Here is a 16,965-nt window from a genome sequence, read left to right on the forward strand (position 1 = left end):
CAAATCCTCCACGGTCACTCATTCGTGGCCAGGCCTGACGCGGGCCAAGGTCGCCCAGCACGGCATGACACCTTTGCCCTTCCGCCCAATAACCGCCCGCAACACTCACGAGTCCTTTGAGCTCAGAAGAGGCCTTTGCTCGAGCGCTTCTCCAGCTCGCCGGCGTACGCGGAGACCCGCGTGTAGACGCCGGGGTTGCCGGGCCGCGCGCAGCCCACGCCCCACGAGACGATGCCGATCAGGACCTTGCCGACGACCAGCGGGCCGCCGGAATCGCCCTGGCAGGCGTCCTTGCCGCCCTGCGCGTACCCGGCGCAGACCATGGTCGACGCGTCGTAGTTGGCGTAGGAGGCCTTGCAGCTCGCGTCGCTGATGATCGGGACGTCGACGCTGCGCAGCACGTCCGAGCGGTCGCCGTTGTCCTTCAGGCGTCCCCAGCCGAGCACGGTGGCCATGGTGTTCTCGGTGTAGTACCTGGCGGTCTGGGTGACCTGCGCGGTCTCGTAGCGCAGGCGGCTCTGCGTGGTCAGCACGGCGATGTCGCCGCCCGTGCCCGGATCGGTGTAGTCCGGATTCACCCAGATGTCCGATACGGCCGAAACCGTGCCGTCCTTGACACGCTTGTCCTGCCTGCCGGCGACGACCCGCAGGTTCGCCTTCGGCACGGCCTTGGCGCAGTGCGCGGCCGTCGCCACCGAGTTCTCCCCGATCAGCACCGCGCCGCAGAACTGGCTGCCGTTCTCGTCCGTGAGGAACACCGCGAACGGGTACTGCGCGACCGCGACGGGCTGACCACCCACGATGCCGGGCTGACCGGCCGTCTCCGGGGTGGCGGACGCGACCGGCACGGCCACGGCGGCGGCGAGCAGCGCCCCGGCGACCAAGAGCAGGTTGCGGCGAGACTTGGCTGGCATCGTTGGTTTCCCTTCGGGGCGGAATGACTCCGGTGTGTACACGGTCAGTCGTCAATACCCTAAACGGAGCAGGCCCGATACGGTGTCGCTGAATCGGGTGGACTACGCGGTCACGGTCCGCTTCTGACAAGCTGGGCCGTGTGCGACTCCGAGTGTGCGTGCTGCTGATCGCGGCCATGGGACTCGCCGGCTGTGGTTCGCCAGCCACCGAGGCTCCCCAGCCGGTGCCCGCACCCTCCCCGCTCGCCGCTCCGGCGAGCCCGGCCGCCGCCCCCACCTCCGCCGCACCCGAGCCGCACTGGAAGGTCGGCGCGCGGCCACTGCCCCGGCGCCCCGACGGCCTCGGCCAGGTGCTGCCGACCCCTCCGGAGCTGGCCGACCGCGCGCTGCCCACCGAGGACTTCCTGCCGCCGCCCGCCGGGGACCGCTACGCGTCGACCGTCGCCGCAGTGCCCGCCGATGTGCTCGAACGCAGCACCTGGCAGCCCGCGTGCCCGGTCGCGTCGACGGCGCTGCGCTACCTGACCATGTCGTTCTGGGGTTTCGACGGGCGCACGCACACCGGCGAGATGATCGTCAACGCGAGCGCGGCCGACGGCGTGACCAAGGTGTTCGGCCAGCTGTTCGCCCAGCGCTTCCCGCTGGAGGAGATGCGCGTCACCAGGCCGGACGAGCTCACCGCCGCGCCGACCGGCGACGGCAACTCGACCAGCGCGTTCGTCTGCCGCCCGGCGCGCGGGCTGGCGAACTGGTCGGCGCACGCGTCGGGGCTGGCGGTGGACATCAACCCGTTCTGCAACCCGTACACCAAGGGCGACCTGGTGCTGCCCGAACTCGCTTCGGCGTATCTCGACCGGAAGAACGTGCGGCCTGGGATGCTGCTTCCGGGTGATCCGGTGGTGCGCGCGTTCGCCTCGATCGGGTGGTCGTGGGGTGGCTCCTGGACCGACCCGAAGGACCGCATGCACTTCTCCGCGACCGGGAATTAGCGGAGGCCGGAACCAGTTCAGCCAAGCGAGAACCACACGAACAAAGGATGACAGCGTGCCGCACTACGACCTGGTGATCGTCGGAACCGGATCGGGCAACTCGATCCTCGGCCCGCAGTTCGCGGGGCTGAAAACGGCGATCGTGGAGAAGGGCACCTTCGGCGGCACCTGCCTGAACGTCGGCTGCATCCCGACCAAGATGTTCGTGTACGCCGCCGACGTCGCCGCGACGCCGTCGTTCAGCTCGCGCTTCGGCGTCGACGAGGAGCTGACCGGGGTGCGCTGGCCCGACATCCGCGACCGCGTGTTCGGCCGTATCGACCCGATCGCCGCCGGTGGCGCGGAGTATCGCCGCAGCCACGAGGACAACGCGAACGTCGACGTCTACGAGGGCGAAGGCCGGTTCACCGGCACCAAGACGCTCGCCGTCACCTTCCCCGACGGCCGCACCGAGACCCTCACCGCCGACAAGTTCGTGCTGGCCGCGGGCGGACGGCCGGTCATCCCGGACATCCCCGGCCTGGCCGAGGCCGGTTTCCAGACCTCGGACACGGTCATGCGGCTCGACGAGCTCCCGAAGCGACTGGTGATCATCGGCAGCGGGTTCATCGCCTCCGAGTTCGCGCACGTGTTCTCGTCGCTGGGCGTGCGGGTCACGCTGGTCGCCCGCTCCGGCGCGATGCTGCGTGGCGAGGACTTCGAGGTCAGCGAGCGCTACACCGAGCTGGCCGCGGCCAAGTTCGACGTGCGCCTCAACCGCAAGACCGTGCGGGTCGGCCGCGACGCCGACGGCATCTCGGTCGAACTGGAAGGCCCGGAAGGCGCGGAAACCGTTGCCGCGGACGAGATCCTCGTCGCCATCGGCCGCAAGCCGAACTCGGACCTGCTCGACGTGACGGCCACCGGCGTGGCGCTGCGCGACGGCGGCTACGTCGACGTCGACGAGTACCAGGAGACCAACGTCGAGGGCATCTACGCGCTCGGCGACCTCTCGTCGCACTACGAGCTCAAGCACGTCGCCAACCACGAAATGCGCGTGGTGAAGCACAATCTGCTCAACCCGGGCAACCGGATCAAGTCCGATCACCGCTTCGTGCCGCACGCCGTGTTCGGCTCGCCGCAGATCGCCTCGGTCGGCATCACCGAGCAGGAGGCGCTGGAGCGCGGCGTCTCGTACGTGAAGTCCAAGCAGGACTACGCGGGCATCGCGTACGGCTGGGCGATGGAGGACACCTCCGGCTTCGCGAAGCTGCTGGCCGACCCGGCCACCGGGCAGCTGCTGGGCGCGCACATCATCGGCCCGCACGCGCCGTCGGTGATCCAGCCGCTGATCCAGGCGATGAGCTTCGGACTGGACGCGCGCACCATGGCGACCGGCCAGTACTGGATCCACCCCGCCATGCCGGAGCTCATCGAGAACGCGCTGCTCAACCTGCCGCTCGACTAGGCCATGAGAAGATGAACCGTGGTCGTGATGGTGCGTTTGCTGGGAGAGGTGGACGTACGGGCCGGTGACCGGCCGCTCGCTCTCGGCACCCCGCGCCAGCGGTGCATCATCGCGGTACTCGCGCTCGAAGCCGGCCAGGTGGTCACGGCAGACCGCCTGGTCGAGCGGGTTTGGGGCGCCGATGTCACGCCGCGGACCCGGACCACCTTGCACGGCTACATCTCCCGGCTGCGCTCGGCGCTGGCCTGCGCCGACGGGATCACGCTCACCCGCCGCTCCGGCGGGTACGCGCTGACGATCGACCCTGAGCTGGCCGCGGTCGACCTGTTCCTGAGCCGCGAACTGCGCGCGAAGGCCCGCGCCGACGAACAGCAGGCGCTGGCTTCGCTCACCGAAGCGCTCGAGTTGTGGCGCGGCGAGGCGTTGACCGGGCTGACCGGGGATTGGGCCGAGACCGAACGCGAGCGGCTGGAGCGGGAACGGCTGGCGACCTGGCAAGACCTCGTCGACGCCAAGCTCCGGCTGAAGATGGGCGCCGACCTGGTGGTCGAACTGGCGGCCCGCGCCGGCGGACGCCCGATGGACGAACGGACGGCCGGGCAGTACCTGCTCGCGCTGCACCAGGCAGGGCGTACCGCCGACGCGTTGCAGCACTACCAGGTCATCCGCAGCCTGCTCGTCGAAGAGCTCGGCGTGGATCCGTCCGCCCCGCTGCAGGAGGTGCACCGGCAGCTGCTGGCCGCCGAGCCGCCCGAGCCCCCGTCCCGCAACTGCCTGCCCCGCGACCTGCCGGACTTCACCGGCAGGGAAAGCGAACTCGCCCGGCTGCTGGCGTCGGCGGGCGACCGCGCGACCGTCCACACGGTCGACGGAATGGCCGGGGTCGGCAAGACCGCGTTCGCCGTCCACGCCGGTCATCTGCTGGCCGACCGGTTCCCGGACGGCGTACTCTTCGTCGACCTGCAGGGCCACAGCGCAGGCAAGACCCCGCTGACCGCGGACGAGGCGCTCGACGTCCTGCTCGGCCAGCTCGGCGTCGCGGCGACCGGTGACGCCAAGGCGCAGTGGCGCGCGAAGACCGCGGGGCTGCGGCTGCTGGTCGTCTTCGACAACGCCGTCGACGAGCCGCAGGTCGCCCCGCTGCTGCCCGCCGGTCCCAGCCTCGTGATCGTGACGAGCCGGGCCAGGCTCCCGGATCTCGCCGGCGCGCGGCCGTTGTCGCTGGCCGTCATGCCGGAGGAACAGGCCACGGCGTTCTTCGCACGCCTGGTCGGAGCCGACCGCGCGGCCGCCGAGCCCGAGGCCGTGTCGAGCATCGTCCGCCTCTGCGCCGGTTTGCCGCTCGCGCTGCGTTTGTCGGGCGCCAGGCTGGCGCACCGGACGGCGTGGCCGATCGCCTATCTGTCGACGCAACTGGCCAACGCGCGCTGGCGGCTCCCGAAGCTGTTCGCCGACCGCGAGGTGGCGCTGGCTTTTCGCATGTCCCACGAGCACCTGCCCGCCGCCGACCAGCAGGTCTTCTACGCGCTGGGCAGGCACCCGGGCGCCGACGCGGACACCGCGGTGCTCGCCGCCATGACCGGCATGCCGGTGGACCAGGCGGACGACGCGTTGCAGCGGCTGGTCGACGTCCACCTGGCCGAGGAACCCGTGCCCGGCCGCTACCGCCAGCACGACCTTCTGCGGCAGTACGCGCGCGGTCTGTCCGACGACCCGCAGATGACCGAGAAGATGCTCGACCACTACATGACCGCCGTCACGGAAGCCGCGAGCCACCTCGAAAACACCGGCACTGAGGCCGAAGCGGCCCGCGCTTGGCTGCTGGCCGAGCGCGGCAATCTACTGGCCGCGACCCGCAGCGCCGCGGCCGAGGGCTTCAGCGACTACGCCTGGCAGCTGGCCATCTCGTTCTGGCACTTCGTCGGCCGCAACCTCGCCGATGACCCAATCGAACTACTCGAGCGCGGCCTCGCAGCGGCGCGAGAAACGGCCGAGGGCGGCGAAGGCTTGTTAAGCACGCTGCTCGCTTTGGCGCATTGGTCCGCGGGCCACACCTCGCGTGCTTTCGATCTGCTGACCGCCTCGGCGAAGCAGCACGACAACACCGAGGCTCACGCCCACACACTCGCCTTGCTCGGCCTGATCCACCTGCAACGCGGCGCACACGACCAAGCGACCCACCACGCTCAAGCGGCTTTCGACGAGCTGGACGGCCTCGCGCAGCTGTCTCCACTCGGCATCGACGCCAAGATCATCACCTTCTGGACCCGCGGCGTCGTCCACGGCTTGAAAGGTGAGCACGAGGCCTCGCTGACTTATCTGCGCACGGCTTACGCCCTGTGCGAGGAACTGGGCCAGCTCAGCCCCAACGACCATGTGCTCACGGCGCTGGCCCGCAGCCTGATCGCGCTCGACGCCGCCGACGAGGCACTCGGCCATCTCCGCCAGGCACTCGTGCTGCGGCAGCGCATCGGCGACCGCGCGGGCGAAGCCGAAACCCTGATCCTCATCGGGGCGGCGCACCGGGTGGCCGGGCGCTCTTCGGAGGCGATGGAACCACTGCGCGCCGCCGTGGCCATGCTCGACGACGCCCGGCTCCAGGCGTACGCGCGGATCGAACTCGGCCGGGCGCTGGAGCACGGGGCGAGCGAGGAGTTCGAGGCCGCGCTGGCTCTCGCGGTCCAGGGAGATCACCTGCACGAACAAGCGCAGGCGCATCGTGAACTCGCGCGCGTGCTCGGTGATCCTCGGCTGGCCGAGCAGCACGAGCTCGCGGCGGCCGCGATCTCCGCTCGGCTGAACCTGAAATGCCCGGCCTCACTGCCCAACCTGCGGCCTGCTGGTTGGTGAGGCATTGGGGCCGTGAGTGTTGCGGCCGGTTCTAGCCCAATGCCGGGTCGTTAAGGGTCGGGCAGGTTGGTCGAGCCCGCTACTCGGCGGGTGCCGCGGGGGTGGTTCAACGTTGCGAACGGGGCGTTCGCAACGCTGAGCGACACATACGCCCCGTTCATTCCGTCCACCCACCCCACAAAGCGGGTAAATGCGACATTGCGAGGCGCAATCCCGGGCGTTGTGAAGGCTCCCTTCCCCCAGCCGGTTTGGTGAGGGCCTCCCTCACCAAGGTGGGTCGTCAGGTGAGTTGATCTTCACGAGAGGAAGAATCTGGCCGCTGAGCGGCCAGATTCTTCCGTTCGCTCCACGCTCGGCTCGCCCAGGCGCCGGCCTAGCACAGCTAGGTCTCGCGTCATGGCGCGGCCAGAGCAGGTCAGGCTTCAAGGGGTCGTGCTGGGACCCGTCCCAACCCGATCACGCCAAGCTGCGCCGGTATCCACGATCGGGAGGAAACCCATGGGGCTGACCACAATCGCACTGGCGACCGCACTGGCCGCGAGCCTGCTGGCGGTGAGTCCGGGCGACGCCTGTCCCGCCGATGTGCCGCCGCCCGTGTCCGGGCGGACGCTGACCGTCGGGCCAGGCGGGCAGTACTCGACCGTGCAGGCGGCGGCCGACGCGGCGAACCCCGGCGACAACGTCAAGATCGCGGCCGGGACGTACAGCGGCGGCTTGACGATCAAGAAGAGCGGGGCGCCGGGGAAGTACATCACCTTCTACGGCGAAGGCGGCGCGGCCGTGATCAAGGGCAAGAGCGGCCTCGCGCTCGGCAAGCAGTCGTGGCTGCGGTTCAACGACGTGACCGTCGCCGGGTCGAGCCGATTCGGCGTCTACGCGGACGGCGCGCACGATCTCGTCTTCCAGAAGTTCGGGATCGACGGCTCGCAGGACGGCGGGCTGGTGCTGATCAACACCGCGAACGCCGTGATCGACGGCTGCGACATCCGGGGCACCAACGCGCGCGGGACCTCGGCCGATCATGAGGCGATGAGCCTCGGCGACGGGTCGCACGACATCGAGGTCAAGCATTGCCGGGTGCATGACAACGGCGAGGAGGGCATCGACGTCAAGTACACCGAAAACGCCCGGATCTCCATTCACGACAACGTTTCCTCGAACAACCGCGGCCCGAACATCTATGTCGATTCCGCGTCGGGCGTGGAGATCTACAACAACGTCGCCAGCGGCACCAAGAACAACACCAAGGCCGGGATCGCGCTGGCCGTCGAGGACTATTCCGAAACCAGGAAACTCGGCAACGTCAAGGTATACAACAACGTTTCCTACGGCAACTCGCAGGCGGGCCTGAGCATTTGGGTCGAGTCGAGCGGCGTCATCTCGAACGTGCAGATCATCAACAACACCTTCTACGGCAACGCGAAAGGCGCGCTTTCCTTCGACGGCGACAAGTACGCAGGCGTGAACGTCCTGCGTAACAACATCTACGCCGAAGGGAACTTCACGCACGAGGCGTTCACCAGCGACCACAACTTCGCGGGTGACCCCGGTTTCGTCAATCCGCGTGCGGGTGACTTCCACCTGAAGCCCGGTTCCGCCAAGGCCGTCGACCAGGGCTCCGCCACCGGGGCACCGGCCTTCGACCTCGACAACAAGCCGCGTCCCGCCGGAGCGGGCCACGACATCGGCGCCTACGAGATGTAGCGGCGGCGGCCCGCCAGCGCGCCGAAGGTCATCTGCAGCACGAAGACACCCAGCACCATGGCGAACGGGATCGTCCAGCCGTGGGTGAGGTCGTGGAGCAGGCCGAACAGGAACGGGCCGAGCGCGGCGAGCAGGTAGCCGATGCCCTGCGCCATCCCGGACAGGCGGGCGGTGTCCTCGCCGGTGCGGGCGCGCAGGGCGATCACCGTGAGCGCGAGCGAGAAGACGCTCATCCCGATGCCGACCAGGATGCTCCACAGCAGCGGCGAGTACCCCGGCGCGACCATCAGGCCGACCATCCCGGTGAAGCCGAACAGGCCGAGCCCGACGATCCAGAGGCTCTGGCTGCCCTGGCGGGCGGCGAGCGCCGGGATGGTCAGGCTGATCGGCACCGCGAGCACCGAGACCAGGCCGAGCAGGAACCCCGACTCGGTCTTGGACACGCCCGCGTCCATCAGCACCTCGGGCATCCAGCCCATCACGACGTAGGCCAGGAACGCCTGGAAGCCGAAGAACAGCGTGACGATCCAGGCGAGGCGGTTGCGCAGCAGCGACTGGCCGCTGCCCGCCGGTCCGGCGGCGACCGCCTCGCCCTCGGTGCGGCGGCGTGCGGCGAAGAACCAGACGGCCAGCGCGATCACGCCGAGCAGCGCCCAGCTGGCGAGCGCGGGGCGCCAGCCGCCGAGCGCGTCGTCGATCGGCGGGGTGACGCCGGAGCCCAGCGCGCCGCCGAGTTGCAGGGCGGCGGTATAGATGCCGGTCATCACGCCGATGCGGGCCGGGAACGAGTCCTTGATGACCACGGGCACGAGCACGTTGGCCAGCGCGATGCCCGCGGTCGCGACGAGCGTGCCGCCGAGCACGACGTACGGCCCGTCGAGCACGCGCAGCACGAGCCCGGTGCTCAGCACGGCGAGCGCCAGCCCGATGGCGGCGCCGATCCCGAACCGGCGCGAAAGCCACGGCGCGGCGAGCCCGGCGCCCGCGAAGCAGAGCCCTGGCAGCGTCGTGAGGATGCCGGCCCAGACCGCCGAAGCACCCAGCGAACCGCGCATCTCACCGAGCAGCGGGCCGACGCTGGTGATCGCAGGCCGGAGGTTCAAAGCGGTCAAAACGACCGCGACGCTGAGAAGCAAGCCTCCGGCGAGCACGGTCCGGCGACTGTCTGGGATCGGTTCTACAACGCCCTCGAGCTCGAGTTCGAGGCCACGAGAGGTGCTTGATTCCCAGGAGTACACGGTCACACCAGCCACTATGACAGACATGGGATGATTGGACGATCAAATGTGACCGCATCATCATCCCGTCACATGGCCCTGGCGTCCACCGCTAACGTTGGCCAGACTGTTCAGTTGCAGTCAGTGAACCGCTCACAAGGCGAGGAAGGGATTACCGCTGTGCCTCTGGCCACCACTCGACGGGCAGGCCTGGTAGACCAGGTCATCGAGCAACTGCGCGAAGCAGTAACCAAAGGAGAGTGGCCGATCGGGCAACGGATCCCCACCGAGCCCGAACTCGCTACCCAGCTCGGCGTCGGCCGCAACACGGTCCGTGAAGCCGTCCGCGCGCTGGCGCACAGCGGACTGCTCGAAGTCCGCCAAGGCGACGGCACCTACGTGCGCGCCACGAGCGAGGTCTCCGGCGCGGTCCGAAGATTGTGCGGCACCGAACTCCGCGAGGTGCTCGAGGTCCGCAGAACCCTCGAAGTCGAAGGCGCCCGCCTCGCCGCCTCGTCCCGTACCGACGAAGACGTCGCGAAACTCTTCGCACTTCTCGATCAGCGGGACATCGAACAGTCCGAAGGCCGCTGGGACGACTTCGCGCGCACCGACGCCGAATTCCACTTCACCGTGGTCCACAGCGGCCACAACGCGCTGCTCACCGAGCTCTACCGCGGCCTGACCGAAGTGGTCACCGCCAGCGTCGCGGCGACATCGAACAAGCACCCCGACAACGCGCAGGAGATCGAGCACCGCGGCCTCGCCAAAGCGATCGCGGATCAAGACCCCGCCCGCGCGGCCGCCGAGGCCGAGGGCTTCCTCAACGAACTCCTCGCCGGCATCGCCGACTAAAAAAATCCCAATGTGGCATTCGTCAGGTTCGAGCTGACGAACGCCACATTGGCGTGCTGAAAACTGACCAATGCCGCATTGGGATTTTTTTACCGCGGCCAAGGGCTCGTCACGGCAGGGTGAGGATCTCCGCGCCGTTGTCCGTGACGAGCAGGGTGTGCTCGAACTGGGCGGTCCACTTCTTGTCCTTGGTGGTGACCGTCCAGTCGTCGTCCCAGATGTCGTAGTCGATCGTCCCGAGCGTGATCATCGGCTCGATCGTGAACGTCATCCCCTTTTCGATCACCGTGGTGACCGAGGGCTCTTCGTAATGCAGAACGGTCGGCGCGGTGTGGAATGCCGGGCCGACGCCGTGGCCCGTGAAATCCCGGACGACGCCATAACCGAACCGCTTCGCGTAAGCCTCGATGACGCGCCCGATCACGTTCAGCTGGCGGCCTGGCCGGACGGCCTTGATCGCGCGCATGGTCGCCTCGTGAGTCCGCTCGACCAGAAGCCGGGCCTCCTCGGAAACGTCACCGGCGAGGAACGTCGCGTTGGTGTCGCCGTGCACGCCGCCGATGAAGGCGGTGACATCGATGTTGCAGATGTCGCCGTCCTCGATCACGGTCGAGTCGGGGATCCCGTGGCAGATGACCTCGTTGAGCGAGGTGCAGCACGACTTCGGGAAATGCCGGTACCCGAGCGTCGACGGGTAGGCGTGGTGGTCGAGCACGAACTCGTGGATCACCTTGTCGATGTCCTCGGTGGTCGCGCCCGGCTTGACGGCCTTGCCGCCCTCCTCCAGCGCCTGCGCGGCGATGCGGCTCGCCACGCGCATCTTCTCGATCACCTCGGGCGTGCGCACGCCGTTGCCGGTGTCCCGTTTCGGCGCAGGCTTGTCCACGTACTCGGGACGGGCGATGCTGGCGGGGACGGCGCGGCGCGGCGTCTGGACGCCGGGCTTCAACGGGGCACGAACGGACATGCCTCCACCCTACGACCCTTCGCTCAGCCGAGTCCCGCCAGGAACCGGTGTGCGGCCTCGACGGCCGGTTTGGAGCTGCCCGCGTCCATCAGCAGCACGGCGAACGCCAGGTCACCGGCATAGCCGACGAACCACCCGTGCGAGTGGGAGCCGTCGCCGAACTGGGCCGTGCCGGTCTTGCCGCGGACGTCGGGCAGATCACGCAAGCCGGTCGCCGTGCCCTCGGTCACGACCGCGCGCATCATGCCGCGCAACGCGTCGAGCACATCCGGCCGCAGCTGCTTGCCCAGGTTCCGGGTGCCGGTGGTGACGCCGCGCAGCAGCGTCGGCGTCGGCGTGCGGCCGGATTGGACGCTCGCCGCGACCAAGGCCATGCCGAACGGGCTCGCGACCACGGTCCCCTGGCCGAACCCGTTCTCCGCGCGCTGCACGACGTTGTCCGTGGCGGGCACCGAACCGGTGACCGTGGTGAGCCCCGGCAGCGCGAAGTCCGCGCCCAGCCCCAGATCGCGGGCGCTATCGGTCAGCGCGGCAGGCGGGAGGTCGGCCGCGAGCCTGGCGAAGGTGGTGTTGCAGGAGCGCGCGAACGCCTTCGCCAGCGGCACGGTGCCGAGCGAGAACTTGCCTTCGTTGGGCACCACGCGGCCGTTGAACGTGGTCGTGCCGGGGCAGTCGACGGTGCTGTCCGCGCCGACCTTGCCAGCCGACATCGCGGCGGCCGCCGTCACGATCTTGAACGTCGAGCCCGGCGGGAACCGGCCGGTGAGCGCGAGCGGGCCCTGTTCGTCGGCCTTGTCGTTCTGTGCCACCGCGAGCAGCTCGCCGGTCGACGACTGGATGGCGACCAGCGCGGCGGGCGTCTTCACGGAGTCGATCGCCTTCTCCCCCGCCGCCTGCACGTGGCTGGACAGCGTGCTCGCGATCGCGGGCGCGGGTTCGGCCGGCTTCGCGTGCAGCTCGGCGACGTCGATGCCCATCGAGCCGACCGTCACCACCCGCCAGCCCGCGTGCCCGGCGATCTGGTCCTCGACCATCGACCGCACGGCGGGCAGCACCTGCCTGCCGAAGTCGCGCTCGACGGGCAGCAGGCGTTCCTGCTTGCTGAACCGCACGCCGGGCAGGTCGTAGATGACGGGTTTGACGCGCTGGTAGTCGCCTGCCCGCAACGACACCACCGCGTAGGCCGCCGTGGGGTTCTGCGCCTTCAGGCCATCCACAATGGACTTCTGGGTGACCGAGGGCTCGTACTTCGCCAGCGCGGCGGCGAGTTTGCCCGCCACCGGGCCGGGATCGGGCAGCTTCGGGTCCATCAGCACGCCGACCACGGTCCCCGGCTCGAGTATCGGCACGCCGTCGCGGTCGAGCACGGCCGCCAGCGGGGGCGTGTCGACGCGTACGGCCAGCATCTGCTGCGCGCCGAGCTTCGGGTGCAGCACGGTCGGGAGCCAGCGGACCTTCCAGTTGTCCTCCTCGGAGAACAACTGCGCGCTCGCCTGGTACTGCCACTGCCTGCCGTGCCCGAGATTCCAGTCGTATTGGAACTTCGCGTCGGCCGTCGTCGAGCCTGCGGGGTTGTGCACTTCCTGCACGGAGGTCGCGAGCGACTGCGGCGCCAGCGCGCCTCTCGCCTGGTCGAGCACGGCCTTCGCGGCGTCGGGAGAGTTGGTCAGCATCGCCGCGCGGGTGGTGTCACCCGAGGCGATCGCACCCAGGAAATCCTTGAGGACGTCCTCGGGGCCCGGCGTTGACGAGCACGCCGTGAGTGAGGCGAGCAGAAGCCCGACGATCAAGAACCGAACCGGCATGCGCGGGATAATGCCTGTTCAGAGCGGTTGTCAAGAACCGCAACGCCGACTCAAAAGAGTACAGTCGCGTACTGGCCGACCTGCTGGAAGCCGACCTTGCGATACGCCGCGAGCGCCGCGGTGTTGTACGCGTTGACGTAGAGGCTCGCCGTCCGGCCGAGGCCGCGGACCAGCCTGCTGACCACCGCGCCGGTGCCCGCGGTGCCGAGCCCGTCGCCGCGGCGGTCCGGGTGCACCCAGACGCCCTGGATCTGGCCGACCGTGCTGGACATCGCGCCGATCTCGGCCTTGAAGACGACTTCCTTGCCCTCGAATCTGGCGAACGCGCGCCCGCCCGCGATCAGCTCGGCGACCCTGGCCCGGTAGCTGACGCCGCCGTCGCCCGCGCGCGGGTCGACGCCGACCTCTTCGATGAACATGGCGATGGCCGCCGGCAGGTAGCGGTCCAGCTCGTCGGGGCGGACCGGGCGGACCAGCGGGTCGCTGGGCACCGCGGGCGGACCGTCGAGCGCCATCAACGGCTGGTCGTCGCGGACCTCACGGGCCGGCCCCCACTCGGGGTTGAGCTCGTCCCACAGCCCGAGCACCTGCTCGGCGGGCCCGACCAGCGAGGAGCAGCTGCGCTGGCGGCGTAGCGCGCGGTCGGCGAAGGAGCGCACCGCGGAGGCGTTGCCACGGAGCGGGATGAGATTGGGTCCGGAAAAGCAAAGCCCCTGGATACGGCCTGCTTTGATCGGGCGCGAATCGGCAGCCCACAGCTCACCGCCCAGGCGCCAGGGGTCCAGACCGGCAACCTCGACTCGGGCGCTGACCATGCAGCTACCCACGGGGTCGGCGGAGAGCGCGGCACGGACCGCCGGAAAGTCCCGATCATCTAGCAGCCGCGCACCTGCAAGCCGCAACACGGTCACCAGAGTGCCAGATGAACGCCGTCAACGGAACGCGAGGGCCCCGACACGCTGTGGCGAACTTTTCGGATGACAAAACGTGACCGCCGGTCCAGAGTCGAATTATGCGAACTCCTGGGGTTGTGAGTAAGCGAATCACTCGAATATCGACACTGGCGCTGGCCTTCGTGGCCGTCGGCGCCCTGACCGACACCGCGGCCGCGACCGGCCGCGACATCGTCCGCACCGAGGCCGGGGCCGTGCGCGGCACGGTGACCGACGGGCATCGGACGTTCGAAGGAATCCCGTTCGCCGCTCCGCCGGTCGGCGAACTGCGCTGGAAGGCGCCACAGCCGGCGCGGCCGTGGACCGGCGTGCGCGACGCGACCAAGCCGGGCGCCCGCTGCGCGCAGGCTCCCTCGGTCATCAGCGCGGGCAGCGAGAGCGAGGACTGCCTCTATCTGAACGTCACCACGCCTGCCAAGCCGTCGTACCGGCCGCGGCCGGTCATGGTCTGGGTGCACGGCGGCGGCTTCACCTCCGGTGCGGGCAGTGACTACGACGTGCGGAAGCTGGCCACCGGCGGCGACGCGATCGTCGTCACCGTGAACTACCGGCTGGGCGCGTTCGGGTTCCTCGGCTACCCGGGACTCGCCGACTCGGGCGTCTTCGGCATCGAGGACCAGCAGGCCGCGCTGCGCTGGGTCAAGCGCAACGCCGCAGCTTTCGGCGGCGATGCGCACAACGTGACCCTGTTCGGCGAATCGGCAGGCGGGTTCAGCGTCTGCTCGCATCTCGCGTCACCGCTGTCGGCGGGCCTGTTCGACCGGGCGATCATCCAGAGCGGGCCGTGCACGCTGACGTGGCCGGACGGCGGGTTCTTCCCCGGTGTCCCGGCAGGATCGCCGTTCACCACCCTGTCCGACGCCGAGAAGCAGGGTGCGGCGACGGGCGCGAGCCTCGGCTGTGCGGACCTGGCCTGCCTGCGCGGGCTGCCAGTGAAGTCACTGCTGCCGCTGCCGATCAACTCGCCCGTCTACGGCACCAAGGTGCTGCCGCTGAGCCCGGCGCAGGCGCTGCGGGAAGGCAGGTTCAACCGGGTGCCGACGATCGCGGGCACCACGCGCGACGAGGCCAGGCTCTTCGTCGCGCTGTTCCCGGACCAGCCGATGACCGAGCAGCGCTACCAAGACCTGTTGAGCGCGGCTTTCGGAGCCAAGGCCCCGCAGGTCGCGGCGAAGTACCCGACGTCGGCGCACGGAAGCCCGGCGATGGCGTTCGCGGACGCGATGACCGACCGGGTCTGGTCTTGCCCCCAGGCCGAGACCGACCGGCTGCTCAGCGCGCGCACACGCACGTTCGCGTACGAGTTCGCCGACCGCGACGCACCGGCGCTCCTGCCGTTCCCGCCCGACATCAAGCCCGGCGCGGCGCACGGGTCGGAACTGCCGTACCTGTCCGACATCGTCGGCGCCGACTTCAAGCTGACGCCCGAGCAGCAACGCCTTTCGGCGCAGATGATCGGCTACTGGACGCGGTTCGCCCGCGTCGGCGACCCGGGACCCCGGTGGCACGCGGGGGTGCTCTCACTCGCGCCCGGCGCGATCCAGCCCGTCGACCTGGCGGCTGAGCACAACTGCGCTTTCTGGGCAGGCATAGGCATCTAGGGGTCGTGAGTGTTGCCGACGGTTATTGCGCGGAAAGCCGAATGTGGCTGGCTGGTGAGGGACTCCTTCACCAAGTCCGGCAGGGCGCCCGCAAGCCTCGGGCGGGCTTGAAGTGAGGGGGCCGTTGGGTGCGTAGTACGCACCTCGGGGGCACCCTCGCTTCACGAGGGGGTCCGCGAGTGGTAGCTCCGCTGCATCCAACGGAGCAGAGTTACCACTCGCCCGCAACCGTCACCGCAAACCCTCCACAGTCACTCTTTCGTGGCCAGGGCGGAAGCAGGCCAAGGTCGCCCAGCACGACATGACACCTTGCCCTTCCGCCCAATAGAACCGCCCGGCAACACTCACGAGTCCTTCTACTAGGCGCCCTTGTAGGTGCCGAAGGTCCAGAGGTTGCCTTCGGTGTCGCGGGCGGTGAAGGCGCGTGAGCCGTAGTCGGTGTCGGCGATGGGGTCGGCGATCTCGGCGCCGGCGCGGACGCGCTCGTAGACCGAGTCGGCGTCGGAAACCACCACGTACACGGCGTTGCCGCCCGCTTTGATCTCGCCGTGGACGCCCGCGCAGTAGGCGGTGCCGCTGAACATCACGCCGCCGCCGTCGGGCCAGCGGATCTCGGCGTGCACGATGTCACCGTTTTCTCCAGGCACCACAAGGGTTTCCGTGAAGCCGAAGACGCCGGTCAAGAATTTCAATGCCGCCGGCGCGTCGTCGTAGCGCAGTGCGGGCCAGATCTCGTTCATGGCTCAAGTGTCGAGCGCGAACACGTCCGAGTCTTGGAGAAACGGGAGCTCTTCGAGTATCCAGGTCCGCGGCGAGCACCCGGCCAGCGCACGCCATTCGTTCGACAGGTGCGCCTGGTCGTAGTACCCGCATTCGACGGCGAGCGAAGCCAAATCCAGCTGTCCGCCGCGCAGCTTCCCAGCGGCGCGCTCGAAGCGCAGCACCCTGGCCGCCTGCTTGGGTGAGAGCCCGACCTCGGCGCGGAACCGCTCGCCGAAGTGGCGGCGGCTCCAGCCGATTTCGTCGGCCAGTGAGGTCACCCGCGTCCGGCCGCCCGCGCCGACCATCGACTGCCATGCCCAGCCGACCTCACGTGACACATCGACCTCGGCGGCCGAAGCGGTCAGCACGGTGTCCAAAATGGAGAATCGCGACGCCCAGTCCGGCGCCGAGCGAAGCCGGTCCGGCAACGACCCCAGCGAGAATTGCTCGAGCCCGACGACCTGCCCCGCCAGCGAAGCCGCCGAGACGCCGAGCAGCGCCCGCACGCCGAGCGGGTTCAGCTCCAGGTGGATGCCCGACTGGAACCGGTCCTGGCCGATCAATGCCGGGCCGACGTGCATGCCGCCGACCATGCCCTGCGTCCGCAGCGCGCCGAAGCCGGCCCCTTCGAGGAGCCTGATCGGCTCGGCCAGGCTGATGATCATGGTCACGTACCGCGACGGAAGTCCACGATGGACTTCCAGGGTGACGCTCTCCTGGGTGTAGCCGACGTACCGCGCGACAAGGTGCCGCACGGCCGGGTGCGGCACCCCCACAGCCCATTCGACTGACACGCGACCAGCGTAAACCGGCCGACCGACAGTTACACCCAGACCAACGCTTCCGAGGGTCGTGAGTGGTACGGCCGGTTTACGTCTCGCGGGCCCCCCCCAACCGCCCG

At 69.3% G+C, this 16,965-nt stretch carries 13 protein-coding genes; 6 read left to right on the plus strand and 7 right to left on the minus strand.

The window, feature by feature from the left end:
* Positions 1-122 precede the first annotated feature (122 nt).
* Positions 123-914 carry a S1 family peptidase gene (locus ACFV15_RS20580; protein WP_378352091.1) on the minus strand — a complete coding sequence of 264 codons (792 nt, stop codon included), beginning with the start codon at positions 912-914 and terminating at the stop codon, positions 123-125.
* A 176-nt stretch (positions 915-1,090) separates the two neighbouring features.
* Between ACFV15_RS20580 and ACFV15_RS20585 the strand changes: the two genes are divergently transcribed.
* The 4 genes from ACFV15_RS20585 (at position 1,091) to ACFV15_RS20600 (ending at position 7,904) form a co-directional block, all read left to right on the plus strand.
* Entirely contained in the window at positions 1,091-1,903 is an 813-nt protein-coding gene (locus ACFV15_RS20585; RefSeq protein ID WP_378352164.1) for a M15 family metallopeptidase, read from the plus strand.
* 55 nt (positions 1,904-1,958) lie between these two features.
* On the plus strand, positions 1,959-3,350 hold the full coding sequence (locus ACFV15_RS20590) for a mycothione reductase (RefSeq protein ID WP_378352092.1): 1,392 nt from the start codon (positions 1,959-1,961) through the stop codon (positions 3,348-3,350).
* A 27-nt stretch (positions 3,351-3,377) separates the two neighbouring features.
* The gene (locus ACFV15_RS20595; RefSeq protein WP_378352093.1) at positions 3,378-6,200 is read left to right on the plus strand and encodes a BTAD domain-containing putative transcriptional regulator; all 2,823 of its coding nucleotides are present in this window, start codon (positions 3,378-3,380) and stop codon (positions 6,198-6,200) included.
* 498 nt (positions 6,201-6,698) lie between these two features.
* Complete coding sequence (locus ACFV15_RS20600) at positions 6,699-7,904, plus strand: right-handed parallel beta-helix repeat-containing protein (RefSeq protein ID WP_378352094.1); 1,206 nt, start codon at positions 6,699-6,701, stop codon at positions 7,902-7,904.
* Here the strand turns inward: ACFV15_RS20600 and ACFV15_RS20605 are convergent.
* Entirely contained in the window at positions 7,892-9,148 is a 1,257-nt protein-coding gene (locus ACFV15_RS20605) for a CynX/NimT family MFS transporter (protein WP_378352095.1), read from the minus strand. The two genes, ACFV15_RS20600 and ACFV15_RS20605, sit on opposite strands and share 13 nt — an antisense overlap.
* 153 nt (positions 9,149-9,301) lie before the next feature.
* Between ACFV15_RS20605 and ACFV15_RS20610 the strand changes: the two genes are divergently transcribed.
* Positions 9,302-9,976 (plus strand): FadR/GntR family transcriptional regulator, encoded by a 675-nt coding sequence (locus ACFV15_RS20610; RefSeq protein ID WP_378352096.1) that lies wholly within the window; start codon positions 9,302-9,304, stop codon positions 9,974-9,976.
* Between the two features lie 109 nt (positions 9,977-10,085).
* On the opposite strand, the gene map is transcribed toward ACFV15_RS20610, so the two are convergent.
* From map to ACFV15_RS20625, 3 genes are read right to left on the minus strand one after another with little or no spacing between them, the layout of a single operon-like run.
* Positions 10,086-10,943, minus strand: a complete 858-nt coding sequence (gene map / locus ACFV15_RS20615) for a type I methionyl aminopeptidase (RefSeq protein WP_378352097.1) — start codon at positions 10,941-10,943, stop codon at positions 10,086-10,088.
* Between the two features lie 23 nt (positions 10,944-10,966).
* Positions 10,967-12,748 carry a penicillin-binding transpeptidase domain-containing protein gene (locus ACFV15_RS20620; protein WP_378352098.1) on the minus strand — a complete coding sequence of 594 codons (1,782 nt, stop codon included), beginning with the start codon at positions 12,746-12,748 and terminating at the stop codon, positions 10,967-10,969.
* Between the two features lie 50 nt (positions 12,749-12,798).
* Positions 12,799-13,653, minus strand: a complete 855-nt coding sequence (locus ACFV15_RS20625; protein ID WP_378352099.1) for a GNAT family N-acetyltransferase — start codon at positions 13,651-13,653, stop codon at positions 12,799-12,801.
* Positions 13,654-13,778: 125 nt separating this feature from the next.
* On the opposite strand from ACFV15_RS20625, the gene ACFV15_RS20630 reads away from it, so the two are divergent.
* Positions 13,779-15,302, plus strand: a complete 1,524-nt coding sequence (locus ACFV15_RS20630; RefSeq protein WP_378352100.1) for a carboxylesterase/lipase family protein — start codon at positions 13,779-13,781, stop codon at positions 15,300-15,302.
* A 359-nt stretch (positions 15,303-15,661) separates the two neighbouring features.
* Here the strand turns inward: ACFV15_RS20630 and ACFV15_RS20635 are convergent, their stop codons facing one another.
* Both ACFV15_RS20635 and ACFV15_RS20640 read right to left on the minus strand, forming a co-directional pair.
* Positions 15,662-16,042, minus strand: a complete 381-nt coding sequence (locus tag ACFV15_RS20635) for a VOC family protein (RefSeq protein WP_378352101.1) — start codon at positions 16,040-16,042, stop codon at positions 15,662-15,664.
* A gap of 3 nt (positions 16,043-16,045) precedes the next feature.
* On the minus strand, positions 16,046-16,858 hold the full coding sequence (locus ACFV15_RS20640; RefSeq protein WP_378352102.1) for a helix-turn-helix domain-containing protein: 813 nt from the start codon (positions 16,856-16,858) through the stop codon (positions 16,046-16,048).
* Positions 16,859-16,965: the final 107 nt, after the last annotated feature.

This window comes from Amycolatopsis sp. NPDC059657 (genome assembly GCF_042734395.1).
GTDB lineage: Bacteria > Actinomycetota > Actinomycetes > Mycobacteriales > Pseudonocardiaceae > Amycolatopsis.